The organism is Streptomyces tirandamycinicus (assembly GCF_003097515.1).
GTDB classification, from domain to species: domain Bacteria; phylum Actinomycetota; class Actinomycetes; order Streptomycetales; family Streptomycetaceae; genus Streptomyces; species Streptomyces tirandamycinicus.
The window spans coordinates 6,612,117-6,629,985 of sequence record NZ_CP029188.1 but is presented as its reverse complement, the minus strand read 5'-3'; the positions used below and the strand labels follow the sequence as shown (position 1 = coordinate 6,629,985).

Here is a 17,869-nt window from a genome sequence, read left to right as displayed (position 1 = left end):
GCCGGGCCCGGTCGGGGAGAGGCGGGCGGTCAGGGGAAGGGGTGCGGCGCGGGGTTGAGGTCGGCGGGGGTGAGGTCGCGCTCGCGCAGACCGGCCTCCCGCAGGGCGGTGCGCAGCCTGGGCATGCCGAGGGCGCGCTGCCGGCTCCAGCCGAAGTCGATGGGCAGCAGGCCGGGTACGAGCACGCTGACCGTGCGCAGCCCGAGCCGGCGCTGCTCGGGCATCGTCTGGTCGACGACGACCACGTCGAAGCCGGCGCCGGTGACGGCGCCGAGGCAGCGGACGAGGTCGTCGCGCAGGTCGCCGGAGACGGGGGGCACCGTGCCGTCGCCGTACCGCTCGGCCAGCGGGGCGAGGGGCGGTCGCGGTTCGCCGGGCTCGCCGAGCAGGAAGTGGGCGTGGCGGCCCATCTCCGGGATGCCGTAGGCGAGCGGGTGGTCGTGCAGGGCGGTGACCCGGTGGAAGTCCTCGGCCATGGCACGCAGCCGGGACTCGTCGCGCTCGGTGCGGCCCTGGAGGTTGACGGCGTCGGTGGCGATCTCGCACAGCGCTCCGGCGAGCGCGGCCTCGGGGTCGAGCCCGGCGCCCGCGCCGAAGCACATCCGGCCCGGACCGCCGTCGTACCGTACGGCGACACCGGTCACGACGGGGATGGGGAAGGAGATGCGGGTGTCGAAGAACCGGGCCTCGTAGCCGTACATCTCCAGCCGTTCCACCATGTGGCGGGTGGCGGGGCGGGTGCTGGTGCGGGGGTCGAGTTCGGGGAGGCGGGCCCGTCCGTACCAGGCGAGGAGGAACGCGTCCCGCTCGACGACCTCCATCAGCCCGAAGTAGACGGCCTCCTCCAGGCAGCCGCCGGAAGCACAGCCGTTGGAGCTCTCCTGCACGAAGCGGTTCTCCAGGCCGGGGGCGTGGTAGTACGTCAGCACCTCGGGTACCAGCACGGGGCGCTCGTCGCGCAGCGACCAGCCCCACACCCAGGGGATCTCGCGGTCGGGGGTGAACGGCCTGACCCTCGGGTTGGCGCGGTGGAAGTCGTCGGAGTAGAGCCCGCACACGCGCGGGTCGACGGTGTGGGCGCCACGGGCCCGCAGCCCGTCGAGCGAGTCCGTCACCCGGGCGCGTTTGGCACGCGGGCGCATCCCCGCGTAGCGCTCCAGCCCTTCCAGTACGCCGATGCGGACGCTGTGCCCGAAGCTGTCGGCGTGACCGCCCCAGAAGGTCTCGCGGAGGTAGTCGCCGGACCGCATGGAGAAGCAGCCGATGGCGGCCGAGGTGGACGTCGACGACACGTCGTGGACGACGGACGGCCCCAGTGCGCCGCACAGCGGGTTGGCGAACGGCTCGACGGACAGGCCGTAGTCACCGATGTCGCGGACCCGGAAACTGCCCGGCCGGACCTTGGGAGCGGGCCGGAGGGCGAGCGCGGCGGCCTCCGGGGTGTCCTCCTCGGGGACGGCGCAGCTCGGGCACTCCGGGTCGGGCACCAACGGGTAGTGACGTACCGTCAGGGTTCTCAGGTCCACCAGGTGCACGGGCGGGAACGCCCCGGTGCGGGGGCCGGCGCCGGTGACGAGACCGGCGATCAGGGCGGCGAGCGCGTCCGCGGTGAACGGGGTGACGTACGGGAGGCGGCCCGCGGACCGGGTGCCGGAGCCCAGTTCCAGCGCCTCCCGCAGCGCCACCGACCGCACGGCCTGCCAGCGCCGCTCCAGGCAGTGTGCGCAGGGGCGGGACACCCCGCCCCCTCCGGGGGCGAGGGGCCCGACGACGGCGTGGTGGCCGTAGAGCCGCACGGGCACGGCGGGTTCAGCCGCGCGGGCGCGGTGATCGTACGGGCCGGTCGCGCAGGCACGGCGGTCGTCCGGGCCGGCGGCCGGACGGGGTGCCTCCGGGCCGGTCGCACGGGCACCGTGGTCGTCCGGGCCGGTCGCACGGGCACGGCGGCCGTCCAAGCCGGACTCGCAGGCTCCGCGGTCGTCCGGGCCGACGGCCGGACCGGCGTCATCCGAGGGGGCGGCCGGACGGGATGCGTACCGTCCGGCCTCACCCGCCGAGGCCGGTGCGAAGGCGTCACGTACGCCGAGGGCCGCGATGTCGGGACGGCGGCGGATGCCGTGCCGGGTGAGCGCGGGGCCCAGCAGACGGGCCAGTTCCTCGCAGGACCGGTCCCGGGCGGCGGTCGTGGACACCGCCGCGGCGGCTCCGCGGGTGTTCGGGTCAGCGGGCATCGGTGCCGCTCCCCCGGCCGCCCCGAGTCAGCAGGACGCGGGCGGTGGCGATGCCCCCGGAGCGCAGATCGGCCGGGGTCGTGCGGACGTACAGCGCTTCCCGGCCGCTCGTGCGCAGCCGGTCGAGGACGGCGTCGAACGTGGTGCCGGGCGCGTCGGCCGGCACGGGGCCGTCCGTGGCGGTGACGGTGCCCGCCGCGAGGTCGGCGACGAGCGGGTCGCCGGTGTCCGCGGCCGCCCCGCGGTCGCCGGTGCCCGCGACGGACACGGGGTCGCCGGTGCCCGCGGCGGACACGGGGTCGTCCGCGGCCAGCTGGACCACGCCCAGCAGGTCGCGCAGGGCGGCGCAGCACGCTTTCCCGCGAGTGAGGTCGGCGGCGACGGCCCAGCGTGCGGCCGGCCGGCCGGCCTCGCGGGCGAGTACGGCGAAGGCGCCGGTGCGCGCGTCCTCACCGAGGTCGAGCAGCTCGGCCTCGATGCCCAGATTGACGGCGGACTTGAGCAGGAACACGAGTTCGGGGTCGTCGTCGGGTGCGACCGGCGCGGTTCGCGCCGTTCCGCGCAGAGCGCGCAGCAGCGCGTCGTGGGCGAGGGCCGACAGCAGACCGCTTCCGGCGGCCTCGGCGTCGGTGCCGCCGGAGCCCGCACCGGCGGAGGTCGCGAGGACGATCCGCTCACGGTTGTACGGGCCGAACGGCCGCACGGCCGCGGCCGGTACCCTCAGGCGCTCCCCGGTGAGCAGCGACGTGGCGGCGACCCAGGCGGCGACCTCGGCGGCCGTCGCGGTACCGGCGCCGGTGGTGAGCGCGGCCGGGGCCACGGCGGGCAGGTCCGTCCCCGCACCGGCCAGGACCCGTACCGGGACGACGTGTTCGACGTATGTCTCGGACGCCAGGCGCAGCGCCCGTGTCCGGGCTCCGGCGAGGTGGTGCACGTCGAAGGCGGCGATCGTGCGGCGCGTGCCCGGTGCGAGGGCCAGTTCGAGCCGGGTGGCCTTCAGCGGGGTCTGGGTGAGGCTCTCGTCGTCGAAACGGGCGAAGACCCCGGCGAAGGCGCCCACGAGGGCGGTGCTGGTGCGGTTGAGGTCCTCGACGGTGTCCTCGGCGTCGCGCGCGGTCTCCACACTCGCGGTGGCGGGTGCGGCGAGCGGGCCGGGCAGGACGGGGGGCGTCCCCGGTCCGCTGCCGGGGAGTGCTCCGGGCGGATTCTCCCCATCGGCGCGCGCGCCGGACCGTACACCGGCTTCCGCCCCGGCCCGTGCACCGGACTCTGCCCCGGCACGTAGACCGGCACCCACTGCGGCCCCTGCACCGGCGCCCGCTGCGGCCCGTAGGCCGCCCCGTTCGGTCCCGGGGCCGCACAGCGAGCAGCGCGGGTGGGGCAGCAGGGGCTCGGCGACGACGTCGAGGGACTGCAGGTTCTGCAGCAGCACCTGCCGGTCGGTCTCGGCCGGCAGGGCTCCGGTGGCGATGCGGAAGATCTCGTAGGCGAGCAGGTTGCCCGTCATGGCGGCCACCGGTCCGCCGAGGGGCCCCGCTCCGGCGGGCCGGCCCGGTTCGGTTGCGGCGCCCGCCACCTCGCTCCACAGTGCGGCGGCGGCGCCCGCGTCGTGGTTGGCTCCCAGTCTCAGCAGCGCGCAGGACCAGCAGCCGGTGGAGCCGGCGGTGGCGAGCGGGCCGGTGACGGCCAGGTCGCCGAGGGTCCACACGGGTATCAGGGTCTTGCCCTCGGGGACGCCCGCGGCCAGCAGCCGGTGGACGCGCCGCGCGGCGCCCGCCCCGGTCACCACGACCATGTCGTAGTCGGCGAGTTCCGGCCAGCCGGGGTCGGCGGGGAGCCGGTCGGTCCGCACGGGGCATCCGTCGTCGGCGGCCGCCGCCGCTTCCTCGGCCACCTCGGGGAAGTCGGCTCCCAGCGCGATCCCGGCGCAGCCGTTGCGGACCAGGCTGAGGGCGCACCAGCGGGCCACGTCGTCGTCACCGAGCACCGCGACGGCCGTGTCCCGGAAGCGGCGGAAACGCTCGGGCGCGCGGTCGGTGTAGTGGTCGACGTAGGCGATCTGGGTGGCGTAGCGGCGGGCGGGGGCCTCGCCCGGGCCGCTCGCCGGGTCGTCCTCGCCGGCCGGCACGTCCCGTGCGAAGTCGCGTTCGTAGAGGGTCCGGACCAGCTCGGCCGCCATCCGGCGCTGCGGGGCGCCGAATCCCGCGCAGAGCTCGGCGAGGCTGTGGCGGCCGGTGAGGTGGGGCACCATCAGCGAGGCGAAGCGGTACGCGGTGCGGCCCGTCAGATGGAAGCCTCCGTCGGCGTTGTGGAAGAGGACGCCGCCCGGAGTCTCGGTGTACAGCACGTCGCGGCGGATGCGGGGGCGGGTCGCGGCCAGGCCGTCGAACGGCGTGGGGCCGTCGCCGGACTCCCCCGGCGTGGCCGCGGCCGCCGCCGGTGCCCCCGTTGCGTCCGGGGATGCCGCGCTCGTGGCCGGCCCCCCGCCCCGCGTCGTGGAACCGGCTTCTCTGGCGTCGTCTGCTTCCTTGACGTCGGTGGGCATGGCGGTCACACCTTCTGTTCGGGACGGGCGGGCGGGGTCGCGGGCAGGGAGACCGGCGGGGGTGGGGAGCCGGGCGGGGGAACGGATGGAGCGACGGGCGTCGGCACGAGTGGCGGGACGGGTGGCGGGACGGGTGGGGAGTCGCTGCCCCGTGCCGGCGGGACGGAGGGGGAGTCGTTGCCCCGTGCGTACAGGCGCAGGAAGTCGTGCATGCGGTACGGGCCGGGCGGGCCCTCTTCGAGCAGCCCGGCGTCCGCCAGCCGTTCGAGGAGGTCCTCGGTCTCGGGCGGGGGCAGACCGAGCAGGGCGGCGCCGTCGGAGGTGTGGAGTACGCCGGACGTTCCCGCGCCGATGCGCAGGAAGGCCCGTGCCGATGCCCCGTCGACCCGGCCGAGCGCCTCGTCCAGCACCCGGCGGAGGGACATGTGCGGCGAGCCGGGCAGGGAGAGCCGGGCCAGCGGGTCGCCGGCCAGCCACCCGGCGCAGTCGGCGAGCCGCAGCGCCGGGCGGGTGAGCAGACGTGCCGTCACGATCCGCAGTGCGAGCGGAAGGTGGCAGCAGACCTCGGCCAGCGCCCGGGCGGCGTCGGGTTCCGCGCCGACCCGTTCGGCGCCGAGTGCCGTGTGCAGCAGGTCGTACGACTCGTGCTCGGCCAGCGGGCCGAGGCGCTGGACCCAGCCGCCGTGCGCGGCGATCAGTCCGGCGAGCCCCCTTCTGCTGGTGACGAGGGCGGAGACGTCGGGGCGTGTGTGCAGCAGGGGCAGGATCTGGGCGGCGTCGAGCACGTCGTCGAGGACGAGCAGGGCCCGGCCGCGGGCGTACGGCTCTCCCAGCGCCGCCGTCACCTCCGCCGTGACCTCGCCTGCGGTGACGGGCCGCCCGTCGGGGTGGACCATCCGGACGAGGTACCGGCCACCGGGGAAGCCGTCCGCCGCGAGGTGGGCCGCCTGCCGGGCGAGCGCGGTCTTGCCCGTCCCGGGCGCCCCGGACACCACCACGGTCGACGCGTCGTGCCCCTCACGTGCGGTGAGGCGCCCACTGACGGCGGCGGCCTCGGAGGCCCGGCCGGTGAACGCCGGTACGGCAGGGACCGGGGCGACGAGGCCGGAAACACCCTCGTGTGCCGGGGCTGCGCTGGCCCCGGACGCGTCCCGGGCCGACGGAGGCAGCGCCGCCTCGGCGGGTCCCGAGACCGTCACCGGCCGCGCGCGGGGCGGCGTTTCCGCGGGCGGGGTGGCGGGGCCGGTCAGCGGCCGGACGGAGGGCACGGCACCGCCCCCGGCCGTGAAGCCCGTCGCGCCGCCCCCGCCCGTCAGTTCCTCCGCGCCGCCCCCGCCTGCGAGACCCTGCGCGCCGGCGGCGGCCTCGGAACGCCCGGGGCCGGCACCGGCCCCGGTCAGGGTGGCGCCGGCAGGTCCGCCGGGGGCAGCGGGGAGCTGTGCCGGCGGGGCCGCCCGGACCGGCTCGCCACCGGAGCCCGGGGCTTCGCCGGGAGGGCCCTCGGCGGGCCCCCGATGCGGCACCGCCAGGGCGGTCGCCGGCACCGGTGCGACCGTCGCGGCGCCCGCGGGGAGCGACGGCCGCCGCTCCCCGCGGCCTGCCGCCACCGCCAGCCGGGACCGCGACCGGGCCGCCGCGGTGACGGCGGGAGCGGTACGCCCGAGGTCGTCGCCGCGCAGGATGGCCAGTTCGAGTTCCCGCAGGGCCAAGGACGGGTCCACGCCCAGCTCGGCCCGCAGATACGCCTTCACCCTCCGGTACTCCGCCAGCGCCTCCGTCTGCCGCCCGCTCCGGTACAGCGCCTCGATCAGCTGCTCACGGAAGCGCTCGTGACCCGGGTGGGCACGGGTGGCACCCCAGAGGGCGACCAGTGCCTCACCGCAGCGACCCAGGGCGAGTTGAAGATCGCAGACCCTCTCGACGGTGCGCAGCCGCTCCTCCGCGAGCCGCGGCACCTCGTCGCGCCGCAGCACGTCCGAGCGGACGTTCGCCAGCAGCGGCCCCTGCCACAGCGACAGCGCGTCCTCCAGGGTGTGCAGTTCCTTCTCCGGGTCGTGCGCGTACGCCGCGGCCAGACGCAGCCTTTCCCGGAATCCGATCAGGTCGAGGGAGTCCGCCCCTGCACAGATGCGGTAGCCGCCGGGAACGGCCTCGATCGGCGCGCCGGTCACACCGTGCTTCACGAACAGCCGCCGCAGCCGCAGTACACACGTCTGGAGTGCCGCCCTGGCCGTCGCGGGCTGCTCCTCACCCCACATGGTGCGCTGGAGGTACTCCACGGAGACGACGTTGTTGGCGTGCAGCAGCAGGGAGGCGAGGAGAACGGTCGGCTTTGAGGGCGGGAGGACCACGCTGTCGGCACCGTCGGTGATGCTCAGCGGTCCCAGCAGCTGAAACCGCATCGCGGCACGCCCGCCTAGTCCCAGCCGTTGACGTGCTTGCAGAGGGCGAGCGCCTCCTCGGGGACGACACCGCCGCGGGCCGCGCTCTCGAGTTGGCGGCAGACGATCTCGGTGACCAGTGCGGCCGGGAGGAGACCCTCCGAGAGCTGCGGGGCGCCCGATCCGATCGGCACGGCGGCGTCGTCGCCGTGCGGGGCGGACGCGGCGACGGCGGTGCCGGCGGTCGTCAGGAGTGCGACGGTCGCGAGTCCGGCGACGACACCGGCACGGGTGGCTCGAAGCGGTCTCTTCGCAAGTGACATCAGGTCCATGTGTGCTCCCTGTTGTGGCTCACGGGTGGGGGAAGTTCGCCATGTGCGACCCTGCCAGGGCGGCGGCGCTTACATCGGACGGATGTCTGTCAGCTTGATGCACGGGCGGCGACAGCTTTGTGTCAACGCAGCGGGACGCGCGTAGGTGTGGCGCGACATGACAACTCGCCTGCCGAGGTGCGGTGTTGGCGGGCGGGGGGTGCCCGCCGGTGGTGCGGACGCGGAGGGCGGGCCCCCGGCCAGGCGGGCACGGGCCGGAGGCCGAGGTCGACATGCCGACACACCGACACGCCGACACGCCGACACGTCAACGACGGGCGGCCGACGGCTGACAGCTGACGGTCGACGAGTGACGGCTGACAGCTGACAAATGACAGCCAACGACCAACAGCCGGCACCTGAGGTCGGCCGCGCGCTGCTCCACTGGGGATGAGGAGACAGCCCTTAGGCTCGTCGAACCGAGCGCGATCGGGCCGGCACCCGGACCGCCCTCGCACGGCACGGGCGAATCCAGGGAGGTGCCCGATGGAGGCGTCCGCGCCGTCGCCGCCAGGTCCGGGGAGTCCGCGGTCCCGGGCCCCGTTCCTGCTGCTGACACTGCTGGCGGGGGCACTGAACGCGATCGGCTTCCTCGCCCTCGGCGGGGTCTTCGTCAGTGTGATGACGGCCAATCTCGCACTCGTCGGGATCGCGGCCGGCGGCTCCGACCCCGCCCTGGCGGGGAACTCCGTCGTCGCTCTTGCCGGCTACATCGCCGGCGTGCTGCTCGGTGCCCGCTACCGCGAGCGTCGTGAACGGAAGGGCCGGTCGGCCGTGCGGGGCCTGCTCACCGGGGAGATGCTGCTGCTGTGCGGGGTGCTGGTGGGCTGGCTCGCGACGGACGGCACCCCTTCCGCACCCGTACGCACCGTTCTCCTGGGGGCCGCCGCCCTGGCGATGGGATGTCAGAGCGCGACGGTCCGTGCCACCGCTCCGCCGGGCGTCTCCACCACGTACATGACGGGACTGCTCACCGCCGTGCTGGCCGATGTCCTGGCGCGCAGGCGACCGGACTGGGGCAGGGTCGCCCTGCTCGCGGCGATCCCGGCCGGTGCCGCGCTCGGCGCACTCGCCGTCGGCACGGCGAGGACCGCGGCGCCTCTGCTGCCCGTCGTGCTGCTGGCGGCCGTACTCGTCCTGCCGGGCGGGCGGCTCGACCCGCCCGGTCGCCCGGAGCGCTAGGCGCGTGTCCCGGCAACGGGCGACCTTGACGGGGGCGGCGGCCGCCGGACGCCCGCTCAGACGGCCGTCGAGCGGCGCCGGTGCGGCATCTTCCAGCCCTCGGCGAGCCTCGACGGGTGGACGTTGCCTCCGGCCCCGAAGCACTCGCAGAACTTCATGATCAGCGGGTCCCAGCCGACTGGGTCCACGTACGGCGTCCCCGGAACGACCAGGTCCTCCTCGACAAGGTGCCGTGCGTGCGGGGTGCCGTGCCGTGCGCCGGCTACGAGGCGGAACCGTGCCGCTCCCGCCGGTTCCGCAGTGCCGTCCGGCGCTTGAGGGCGCGCCGTTCGTCCTCGCCGAGGCCGCCCCACACCCCGGAGTCCTGGCCGTGGGCCATGGCCCACTCGAGGCACCGCTCCCGTACGGGACACCGCGCGCAGACGGCCTTGGCCGCGGCCACCTGCAGCAGGGCGGGTCCGCTGGTGCCGATGGGGAAGAAGAGATCGGGGTCCTCGTCCCGGCATGCCGCGTCATGACGCCAGTTCTCGTGCTCCACGTGGAACGCCTCCTCCGTTCGCGGATGTTCGTCCGTCCCCAGACGGGTCGCCGACGATCGGCGGCTGAAACGCCCGTCGCACGGACAACCTCCGATCGGGCGGGATCGGGCGGTTCGGGCGGGGTGGAGGAGGCGCCGGGGTGGAGGAGGCGGGACCTGCCGCGGCGGAGTCGGCCGGATCGCCGTCCCGCGCGAGGCCCCGTCCGGGGTGCACTCCCCCGGCGGGCCGAACCGGCGGCCGGCCGGGTGAGTTGCCCCGTCCGCCGGGAGCCCGCACCAGCCGGGCCGTGGGTTTCACCCGTTCGATGGCGTTTGAGTGGCAGCCGGAACGGCCGGGGACTCTGATGGAACCGAACCGCGGATCTCGCGGCGTCCGGGGCGGAGGTGGCCGATGTACAGCATGTGCGCTGAGCGAATAGCCGCGGAGGGTTCGACCACACTCCTGTGGCACGCCCTCGACCGCAACGGCGACGCCCTGTGCGCCCGGATGGCCGGTGGCACGGCCGCGTGGCAGCCGGACGCCGCGGACGAACGCGACGAGTACTGCGGCGACTGCATGGACGCCGTCGCCCGAGCCTTCCGCCACGCCGCCGGTGGCGCCGGTGCCCGCTCGGCCCTGGACGTCGGGGACGGGGCCGTGGAGCGGAAGACCGATCCCGCTCCGCCGAGTCCGGAGTGCCGAACCCGTGGGCGGTGACGCCGCCAGGGGGAGGAACCGGCCACGGCCGGGGCTCGTCACGCGCTGGCACGAATCGGCGGATCGGCACCTGACGCCGACCAAGAGGTCGCTGATCGTGACGTGGATGTCCTTCGGCGCCACATGGGGTGGCGTCCGGCTCATCACCCACGGAATCCGCGGCGGATGGCTGCCCTGGGGGAACATCACCGCCGCCGGGCGGCACTTCCACCACTACAACCTGGGGATCGTGACCCTGGCGGGCATCGGCCTCGTCGCCGTGCGGGGCGACGAGCGCGCGGTCGGCCACCCGGCCCTCGCCGCCGCGTACGGTTCGGGAACCGCCCTCATCGCCGACGAGTTCGCCCTGCTCCTCGATCTGCGGGACGTCTACTGGGCCAGACAGGGACGGCTCAGCGTGGACGTCTCGCTCGGGATCCTGTCGGCGCTCGGCGCGTATCTGACCGCCGTGCCGTTCTGGCACGAATGCGCCCGTGTGACGCGCCGCCACCTGATGTCCGCCACCAGGCGCGACCTCGCCGGGCGGCGGCGGGACGCACACCCCGTGTCGCACTCGTGATCGCTGCCGAACCCGCGGCCCGCTCTCGCCGTGCTCACACCGCCCTTGGGGCGGGGCGCGGTGCCGCGTCCCTGCCGCGAGGACGTGGGAGAGCACGTGAGGCCCGGGTGCCCGGCCGCCCTGCGGCCCCGATGCGTTCCGTGCCGGATGGTTCGGGCGTCCGGTACGGCGCACCGGCGGACCCACCGAAGAGGCGCCCGGGGGCCGCCGGTCACTCCGCGATCGTGGCGACCGCGTCGAGCCCGGCGTGGCGCAGCGTCCGCCGGACCGCGCGCCGTGCCCCGCGGATGGTCACGGCCGGGGCCCTCCCGGGCCGGGTGGCCACCCGCAGGAGCGCGTACGCGCAGGCGAGGTCGAGGCGGGTGACCCCGCTCATGTCCACGACCCACTCGGCGGCCCCGGCGAACCCGGGTGCGTCGAGGCGTTCCTCCAGTTCCCGCAGGGTCGCGGCCCCGATCTCCCCGTGCAGGACCAGTTCGGCCCGCCGGCCGGCCGTGGACGCGGAGATGACCGGCTCGGCCTGCGGGGTGGCGTGTTCGGCTGCCACGGTGAGCTCCTTCACGGGCGGCGGTACCGACGTTGCCCTTCCATCGTCACGCCTACCGCGGGGTCCGGCACACGCGCGAGGCACGGACGGCCCCACGTCCGGCCCTCGGGTGTGGTGGCGCCGCGCGCCGTCGTGCGGGAGGCGCCGGCCCCGGGGGCGGGCGCTCCGTCACCGGTGGGCGGCGAGGACGACGGTGGTCGTGCAGACGGTGACGCAGACGGCCGCGCAGGCGACTCCCCGGCACAGGACGCGGCGCCGCAGTTCGCCGTAGCGGGCCGCGTACTGCGTCTCCAGTTCGCGGGCGCGTACCGCCACCGCCTCGAACTGCTCCCGGGACGCCTGGATGCGGTCGGCGGTGCTGAGGCGTACGAGTTCGGTGCGTTCGTCGGCCGTGAGCCAGGGCATGCGGTCGGCGAGACTCTCAGCCGCCGTACGGGCCGCGCGGACGTGGGCGTTGGCCATGAGGTAGCCCTCCAGCCGGGCGAGGCCCGCCGCCGTGTCGACGCTGTCGGGGGCTTGGCGCTCCTCGCGGGTCACCGGGTGTCCCCGCCGTCGCCCAGCGGGGGAGCCGCGCCCCTGCCGGGCTCGAACACGTCCCGGTGGCCGGTGAGGCTCGCCTCGTCGCTCGACGCGACATCCGGGTGGTGCAGATCGAAGGCCGGGGATTCTGAGCGGATCCGCGGCAGGGTGTAGAAGTTGTGCCGCGGCGGCGGGCAGGACGTCGCCCATTCGAGCGAGCGGCCGTAGCCCCACGGGTCGTCCACCTGGATCTTCTCGCCGTACTTCTCGGTCTTCCACACGTTGTAGAGGAAGGGCAGGATCGACATTCCGAGCAGGAACGAGCTGATGGTCGAGACGGTGTTGAGCGCGGTGAAGCCGTCGGCGGCCAGGTAGTCGGCGTAGCGGCGCGGCATGCCTTCGGCCCCCAGCCAGTGCTGGACCAGGAACGTGCCCTGGAATCCGATGAAGAGCGTCCAGAAGGTCATCTTGCCGAGGCGCTCGTCGAGCATCTTGCCGGTGAACTTCGGCCACCAGAAGTGGAATCCGGCGAACATCGCGAAGACCACGGTGCCGAACACGACGTAGTGGAAGTGCGCGACGACGAAGTACGAGTCGGAGACGTGGAAGTCCATCGGTGGCGAGGCCAGGATGACGCCGGTCAGACCACCGAAGGTGAAGGTGATCAGGAAGCCGATCGCCCAGAGCATCGGGGTCTCGAAGGACAACGCCCCCTTCCACATGGTGCCGACCCAGTTGAAGATCTTCACACCGGTCGGGATGGCGATGAGGAAGGTCATGAAGGAGAAGAACGGCAGCAGCACCGCACCGGTGACGTACATGTGGTGGGCCCACACGGTGACCGAAAGGCCGGCGATCGCGATGGTCGCCGCCACCAGGCCGATGTAGCCGAAGATCGGCTTGCGGCTGAAGACCGGGATGACCTCGGAGATGATGCCGAAGAACGGCAGCGCGATGATGTACACCTCGGGATGGCCGAAGAACCAGAAGAGGTGCTGCCACAGCAGTGCGCCGCCGTTGGAGGCGTCGAAGATGTGGCTGCCGAACTTGCGGTCGGCCTCCAGCGCGAACAGGGCGGCGGCCAGCACCGGGAAGGCCAGCAGGACCAGGAGACCGGTCAGCAGCACGGTCCAGCAGAACACCGGCATGCGGAACATCGTCATGCCGGGGGCGCGCATGCAGATGATCGTGGTGATGAAGTTGACCGAGCCGAGGATCGTGCCGAAGCCGGAAAAGGCCAGACCCGTGATCCAGAGGTCGGCGCCGACGTTCGGGGTGTGAACGGCGCTCGACAGCGGGGAGTAGGCGAACCAGCCGAAGTCCGGGGGGCCGTTCGGGGTGAGGAATCCACCCACCGCCATGAGCGAGCCGAAGAGGTACAGCCAGTACGCGAACATGTTCAGCCGCGGGAACGCCACATCGGGCGCGCCGATCTGCAGCGGCATGATCCAGTTGGCGAAACCGGCGAACAGCGGCGTCGCGAACATCAGCAGCATCACGGTGCCGTGCATCGTGAAAGCCTGGTTGAACTGCTCGGTCGACATGATCTGCATGCCGGGACGGGCCAACTCGGCGCGCATATACAGCGCCATGAGCCCGCCGATGCAGAAGAAGAGGAACGACGTCGACAGGTAGAGCGTGCCGATCGTCTTGTGGTCGGTGGTGGTCAGCCACTTCACGACCACATTGCCGGGCCGCCTGCGCCGGACGGGAAGTTCGTCTTCGTAGGAGTCCGCGCCCAGTGCCTCGGACGACTTGTGCATGGCCACGTTGTCGCTCTCTCGGATGAGGAAGTTGCAGAAGGAAGCATGCCGTGACGGGGTGTGACCGGGCTTTAACCCGTCCTTCGGCGAGTCGTTCCCTCCGGGGGGCCTGACTCGGGGTGCCTGCCGTGCTGCCGTCGATGACACGGCCGGAGTCATTGCGGCGGAGGGGTGCCGATGTCGGTGTCCGAGGGCTGTCCCGTGGCGGAATCCGCGCGCCGCGTGGATTCGCTCTCCCGCACCGTCCGGATATGGCCCTTTCGAGTTGCGGTCCGACCGCGCTTACGAGAGCGGGCCAGGCGGGTGAATACGCGGCGCCGGTCCCCCACCGGTGATCGGGCCGGGCGCCGCCGGGCTCGCCGCGCCCGCCGGGCGGTTGGCGATGAATGCCGCGCTGACGGCATATGGCCGGTTTCGCCCCGGCACCCTCCACCCCGGCCCCCCAGGCGCCCATAAGGTTAGGCTAACCTTTGCGCCGTGAGAGTCGGTGAGGAGAACGCGGCCCCGGGGCCCCGCGGTCATGAACTGTCGGCCACGGGTGTCACCGTGGCCTACGAACGTGTCGACGTCGTGCACGACGCGTCCCTGACGCTGCGGCCCGGCGAAGTGACCGTGCTGGTGGGACCGAACGGCAGCGGGAAGTCGACGCTGCTGCGCACCCTGGCGCGGCTGCAGCGGCCCAGGACCGCGGACATCGTCATCGACGCCGACACGGACGGGCTCGCCCTGACACCGCGGCAGTTCTCCCGCCACGTCGCCCTGCTGACGCAGGGGCGCCCCACTCCCGGTGGGCTCACCGTGCGCGATGTCGTCGAGTTCGGCCGGTACCCGTACCGGAGCCGCTGGGGCACGTCGGACCCGGGCGGGCGGGCCGCGGTGGACCGCGCGCTCGCCATGACCGGCGTCGCGGAGCTCGCCCACCGGGGAGCGGAGCATCTCTCCGGAGGGCAGCTGCAGCGGGTGTGGCTCGCCTGCTGCCTCGCCCAGGAGACCGGGGTGGTGCTGCTCGACGAGCCGACCACCTACCTCGACCTGCGCTACCAGATCGAACTCCTCGATCTCGTCCGCGACCTCGCGGACGTCCACGGGATCGCCGTCGGGGCCGTCCTGCACGACCTCGACCAGGCGTCCGCCGTCGCCGACCGGCTCGTGCTGCTCCACGAGGGCAGGGTCGTCGCCGACGGCCTCCCCGAGGACGTCCTCACGGCGCGGCGGCTGACCGACACGTACGGCATCCGCATCGAGGTCGAACCCGATCCCCTGACGGGCCGGCTGCGCACCCGCGCGATCGGCCGGCACCACTCGCGAACCGAAAGGCTCAGTACCACCTCATGAGACGCCTCATCCCCACCGCCGCGGTCGCGACCGCGGCGGCCCTCGCCCTGACCGCCTGCGGGACGACGGAGCCCGCCGCCGACGACGACGCGAAGAAGGCCGCGGAGCCGATCACCCTCACCGACGCGACCGGCGCGAAGGTGAAGCTCGACGGCCCCGCCGAGAAGGTCGTCGCAACGGAGTGGAACGTCGTCGAGAGCCTGGTGTCGCTGGGCGTCGACCCCGCCGGCGTCGCGGACGTCAAGGGCTACAAGAACTGGGACACCGCCGTTCCGCTGAGGAACGAGCCCAAGGACATCGGTACCCGCGGCGAGCCCAGCATGGACACGATCGCGTCCCTGTCGCCGGACCTGATCGTCGCCACCAGCGATCTGCCGCCGGCCGCGGTGAAGCAGCTGCGCAAGGTCGCGCCGGTGCTGGAGGTGCGCGCGGCGGACGCGGCGGACCCCATCGGGCAGATGACCGAGAACCTCGACCTGATCGCGAAGGCCACCGGCACCACGGAGCAGGCGGAGAAGCTCGAGAAGGACTTCGAGGCGAAGCTCGCCGAGGGCAGGAAGGCCCTCGCCGACGCCGGACTCGCCGGCACCCCGTACGCCTTCGCCGACGGCTATGTCGTCTCCAACCAGGTCTCGATCCGGCCGTACACGAGCGGCTCGCTGATCGGCGCCGTCAACGAGAGGATCGGCCTGAAGAACGCCTGGACGGTCGAGGGCGACCCGAGCTACGGCCTCGCCGCGACCGACGTCGAGGGCCTCACCAAGCTCGGCGACGTGCAGTTCGCCTACATCGGCAGCGACGGCGACAAGGCCAGCACGCCGTTCAACGGCGTGCTGGCGAAGGACTCGGTGTGGAAGTCGCTGCCGTTCGTGAAGAAGGGCAACGTGCACCGGCTGCCCGACGGCATCTGGATGTTCGGCGGCCCCGAGTCGATGGGGAAGTACGTCGACGCCGCGGTCCAGGCGCTGACGAAGTAGCACCCATGGCCGTCACCGCTTCCCCACCCGCCACCCGTCCGTCGGCGGACCCGTCCCGGACGGGCGCGGCCGCGGTGACCGCCGCACTGGTCCTCCTCGTCGCGCTCCTCGCGGTCGCCGACATCACCCAGGGCACGGCCGCCGTCGGCGCGCCCGAGGTCTGGAAGGCGCTCACCGGACGCGCCGAGGAGGACGACGCGTCCGTCGTCATAGCCTCCCGGCTCCCCCGCATGGCCGCGGGGCTGCTCGTCGGGATGCTGCTCGGCATGGCGGGCGCCGCCCTCCAGGCCGTGAGCCGCAACGTACTCGCCTCTCCCGACACCCTGGCGGTGAACGCCGGTTCCTATCTGGCCCTGGGCCTGGCCACCGTCACCGGCGTCTCGCTGCCGCTCTTCGCCTCCTCCGGGGTGGCGTTCGCCGGCGGACTCGCGGCGGCGGCCGTGGTGCTCGGGCTGTCGGGCCTGGGCACCGGCACCGTACGGCTGGTCCTCGCCGGCAGCGCCCTGATGCTGGGGCTGACCGCCGTCACCGAGAGCCTGCTGCTGCTCTTCCCACAGCAGACGGAGGGGCTCTACCGCTGGAACCAGGGCAGCATCGCGCAGAACGGCTTCGACGGCGTGCTGCAGATGGTGCCGCTCGGCGTCATCGGCCTCGCCGGGCTGCTGCTCGTGGCGCGCAGGCTGGACGCCCTGGCGCTCGGCGAGGACGCCGCGCGCGGGCTCGGCGTCCCCGTCCGGGCGACCCGGGTCACGGTGGTCGTACTCGCGGCGCTGCTCTCGGCGGCGGCCGTCACCCTCGCCGGGCCGATCGGCTTCGTGGGGCTGTGCGCCCCGGCCCTGGTCCGGCCGCTCGCCCGCCGGATCCGGGCGTACTCCCGGGCGCGTGCGGGCATCCCCGTCGCCGGTCTGGCCGGTGCGGCGCTGGTCCTCGGCTCGGACGTGCTGCTGCGTGCCGTCGTGCCCGCCGACGTGGCGGTCGCCGTGCCGACGGGCGTGGCCACCAGCCTCGTCGGCGCCCTGTTCCTGGTCGTGATGGCCGCCCGGGTCAAGGACGGCGCGAGCGCCGCGGCCGCCGACCGGCTGCGCATCCGGAGCCGGGCCGTCTTCCTGACCACCACGGCCGTGCTGGTGGCGGTGCTCGTCGGTGTGACGATCGCCGCGGTGCTGCTGGGCGACAGCAAGCTGCTGCTCGGCGACGTGGTGAACTGGGCCCAGGGCAGGGCCGGTCGCACGGTCGGGTTCGTCCTGGACACCCGGGTGCCCCGGGTCCTCGCGGCACTGTGCGCGGGCGCCGCGCTCGCGCTGGCCGGGACGCTGGTGCAGGCCGTGACCCGCAACCCGCTGGCCGAACCCGCCATCCTGGGCGTCTCCGGCGGGGCGGCGCTCGGTGCCGTGCTGCTGGTGACGACGGTGGCCTCGGCCGGATCGTGGAGTGTGGCCGGGGCGGCGTTCGCGGGCGCCGCGGCCAGTTCCGTCATCGTCTTCGGACTCGCCGCACGGGGCGGCTTCCGGCAGAACCGGCTCGTACTCGTCGGCTTCGGCGTCGCCACCGGCAGTGCCGCGCTCATCAGTCTGCTGATCGTCCTGACCGACCCGTTCAACGCGACGAAGGCGCTCACCTGGCTGTCGGGGTCGACGTACGGGCGGAACCTGGTCGACGTGGTCCCGCCGGCGGCCGTGCTGGCCGTGGCCGGGCTCGTCGCGGTGGTCCGGCGCACCGAACTGGACCTGGTGTCGCTGGACGAGGACACGCCGAGGCTGCTCGGGCTCGATCTGGCGCGGGGGCGGCTGGGCTTCCTCGTGCTGAGCGTCCTGCTCGCGGCCACCGCCGTGGCCGCAGCGGGCACGATCGGCTTCGTGGGACTCGTGGCCCCGCACGCGGCGAGGGCGCTGGTGGGCCGTCGGCATGTGCGGGTGGTGCCGGTGGCGGTGCTTCTCGGGGCCTCGCTGGTGTGCCTCGCGGACCTGCTGGGGCGTACCGTGATCGCCCCGGCGCAGCTCGGCGCCGGACTGATGACCGCGGTGATCGGCACGCCGTACTTCCTCCACCTGCTGATCCGCACCCGCCGGTAGCTCCGCCCGTCCCGCGGCACCTCCGGCCGTCACCCACGCCAGCTCCGGCCGTCCCGCGACACCTCCGGCCGTCCCACGCCGGCTCCGGCCGCGGCCCGGTCTTCGGCCCTCGGCAACGTCGAGCGGAGGCAGCGCCCGCACCGACCGGGAGG

General features: G+C 74.1%; 15 protein-coding genes. 6 read left to right on the top strand and 9 right to left on the bottom strand.

What is annotated here, in order from left to right; all coding sequences use genetic code 11:
* Positions 1-29 precede the first annotated feature (29 nt).
* The 4 genes from DDW44_RS28635 to DDW44_RS28620 are packed head-to-tail and all read right to left on the bottom strand — an operon-like array spanning position 30 to position 7,489.
* Positions 30-2,231 carry a TOMM precursor leader peptide-binding protein gene (locus DDW44_RS28635; RefSeq protein ID WP_108908290.1) on the bottom strand — a complete coding sequence of 734 codons (2,202 nt, stop codon included), beginning with the start codon at positions 2,229-2,231 and terminating at the stop codon, positions 30-32.
* Positions 2,221-4,776 (bottom strand): TOMM precursor leader peptide-binding protein, encoded by a 2,556-nt coding sequence (locus tag DDW44_RS28630; protein WP_425275672.1) that lies wholly within the window; start codon positions 4,774-4,776, stop codon positions 2,221-2,223. The genes DDW44_RS28635 and DDW44_RS28630 overlap by 11 nt, the downstream gene beginning before the upstream one ends.
* Positions 4,777-4,781: 5 nt before the next feature.
* Positions 4,782-7,178: an AfsR/SARP family transcriptional regulator gene (locus DDW44_RS28625; protein WP_108908288.1), complete on the bottom strand. Its 2,397-nt coding sequence runs from the start codon at positions 7,176-7,178 to the stop codon at positions 4,782-4,784.
* Between the two features lie 14 nt (positions 7,179-7,192).
* Entirely contained in the window at positions 7,193-7,489 is a 297-nt protein-coding gene (locus DDW44_RS28620) for a hypothetical protein (protein WP_018890421.1), read from the bottom strand.
* 525 nt (positions 7,490-8,014) lie between these two features.
* Here DDW44_RS28620 and DDW44_RS28615 point away from each other — a divergent pair.
* Positions 8,015-8,710 (top strand): YoaK family protein, encoded by a 696-nt coding sequence (locus tag DDW44_RS28615; RefSeq protein WP_108908287.1) that lies wholly within the window; start codon positions 8,015-8,017, stop codon positions 8,708-8,710.
* A gap of 56 nt (positions 8,711-8,766) precedes the next feature.
* Here DDW44_RS28615 and DDW44_RS33290 read toward each other — a convergent pair whose 3' ends face one another.
* Entirely contained in the window at positions 8,767-8,898 is a 132-nt protein-coding gene (locus DDW44_RS33290) for a hypothetical protein (RefSeq protein WP_267808822.1), read from the bottom strand.
* Between the two features lie 74 nt (positions 8,899-8,972).
* The gene (locus DDW44_RS28610; protein ID WP_108908286.1) at positions 8,973-9,248 is read right to left on the bottom strand and encodes a WhiB family transcriptional regulator; all 276 of its coding nucleotides are present in this window, start codon (positions 9,246-9,248) and stop codon (positions 8,973-8,975) included.
* 400 nt (positions 9,249-9,648) lie between these two features.
* Here DDW44_RS28610 and DDW44_RS28605 point away from each other — a divergent pair, with 400 nt between their 5' ends.
* Positions 9,649-9,945 carry a hypothetical protein gene (locus tag DDW44_RS28605; RefSeq protein WP_240800666.1) on the top strand — a complete coding sequence of 99 codons (297 nt, stop codon included), beginning with the start codon at positions 9,649-9,651 and terminating at the stop codon, positions 9,943-9,945.
* A gap of 106 nt (positions 9,946-10,051) precedes the next feature.
* On the top strand, positions 10,052-10,504 hold the full coding sequence (locus DDW44_RS28600) for a hypothetical protein (RefSeq protein ID WP_244224246.1): 453 nt from the start codon (positions 10,052-10,054) through the stop codon (positions 10,502-10,504).
* Positions 10,505-10,715: 211 nt separating this feature from the next.
* Here the strand turns inward: DDW44_RS28600 and DDW44_RS28595 are convergent, their stop codons facing one another.
* From DDW44_RS28595 to ctaD, 3 genes are all read right to left on the bottom strand, one after another.
* Entirely contained in the window at positions 10,716-11,051 is a 336-nt protein-coding gene (locus DDW44_RS28595; protein WP_244224139.1) for an STAS domain-containing protein, read from the bottom strand.
* Between the two features lie 168 nt (positions 11,052-11,219).
* Positions 11,220-11,588 (bottom strand): hypothetical protein, encoded by a 369-nt coding sequence (locus tag DDW44_RS28590; RefSeq protein ID WP_108908282.1) that lies wholly within the window; start codon positions 11,586-11,588, stop codon positions 11,220-11,222.
* The gene (ctaD, locus tag DDW44_RS28585) at positions 11,585-13,333 is read right to left on the bottom strand and encodes an aa3-type cytochrome oxidase subunit I (RefSeq protein ID WP_108908281.1); all 1,749 of its coding nucleotides are present in this window, start codon (positions 13,331-13,333) and stop codon (positions 11,585-11,587) included. The genes DDW44_RS28590 and ctaD overlap by 4 nt, the downstream gene beginning before the upstream one ends.
* Before the next feature lie 477 nt (positions 13,334-13,810).
* Between ctaD and DDW44_RS28580 the strand changes: the two genes are divergently transcribed.
* From DDW44_RS28580 to DDW44_RS28570, 3 genes are read left to right on the top strand one after another with little or no spacing between them, the layout of a single operon-like run.
* On the top strand, positions 13,811-14,668 hold the full coding sequence (locus DDW44_RS28580) for an ABC transporter ATP-binding protein (RefSeq protein WP_108908280.1): 858 nt from the start codon (positions 13,811-13,813) through the stop codon (positions 14,666-14,668).
* Positions 14,665-15,645 (top strand): iron-siderophore ABC transporter substrate-binding protein, encoded by a 981-nt coding sequence (locus tag DDW44_RS28575; RefSeq protein ID WP_108908279.1) that lies wholly within the window; start codon positions 14,665-14,667, stop codon positions 15,643-15,645. The genes DDW44_RS28580 and DDW44_RS28575 overlap by 4 nt, the downstream gene beginning before the upstream one ends.
* Before the next feature lie 5 nt (positions 15,646-15,650).
* Positions 15,651-17,717, top strand: a complete 2,067-nt coding sequence (locus tag DDW44_RS28570; RefSeq protein ID WP_108908278.1) for an iron ABC transporter permease — start codon at positions 15,651-15,653, stop codon at positions 17,715-17,717.
* Positions 17,718-17,869 lie beyond the last annotated feature (152 nt).

Coding starts and splice junctions, on each gene's coding strand:
- DDW44_RS28570 (WP_108908278.1), top strand. CDS start 15,651: ATGGCCGTCACCGCTTCCCCACCCGCCACCCGTCCGTCGGCGGACCCG.
- DDW44_RS28630 (WP_425275672.1), bottom strand. CDS start 4,776: ATGCCCACCGACGTCAAGGAAGCAGACGACGCCAGAGAAGCCGGTTCC.
- DDW44_RS28600 (WP_244224246.1), top strand. CDS start 10,052: ATGTCCTTCGGCGCCACATGGGGTGGCGTCCGGCTCATCACCCACGGA.
- DDW44_RS28635 (WP_108908290.1), bottom strand. CDS start 2,231: ATGCCCGCTGACCCGAACACCCGCGGAGCCGCCGCGGCGGTGTCCACG.
- DDW44_RS28615 (WP_108908287.1), top strand. CDS start 8,015: ATGGAGGCGTCCGCGCCGTCGCCGCCAGGTCCGGGGAGTCCGCGGTCC.
- DDW44_RS28575 (WP_108908279.1), top strand. CDS start 14,665: ATGAGACGCCTCATCCCCACCGCCGCGGTCGCGACCGCGGCGGCCCTC.
- DDW44_RS28625 (WP_108908288.1), bottom strand. CDS start 7,178: ATGCGGTTTCAGCTGCTGGGACCGCTGAGCATCACCGACGGTGCCGAC.
- ctaD (WP_108908281.1), bottom strand. CDS start 13,333: ATGCACAAGTCGTCCGAGGCACTGGGCGCGGACTCCTACGAAGACGAA.
- DDW44_RS28620 (WP_018890421.1), bottom strand. CDS start 7,489: ATGGACCTGATGTCACTTGCGAAGAGACCGCTTCGAGCCACCCGTGCC.
- DDW44_RS28605 (WP_240800666.1), top strand. CDS start 9,649: ATGTGCGCTGAGCGAATAGCCGCGGAGGGTTCGACCACACTCCTGTGG.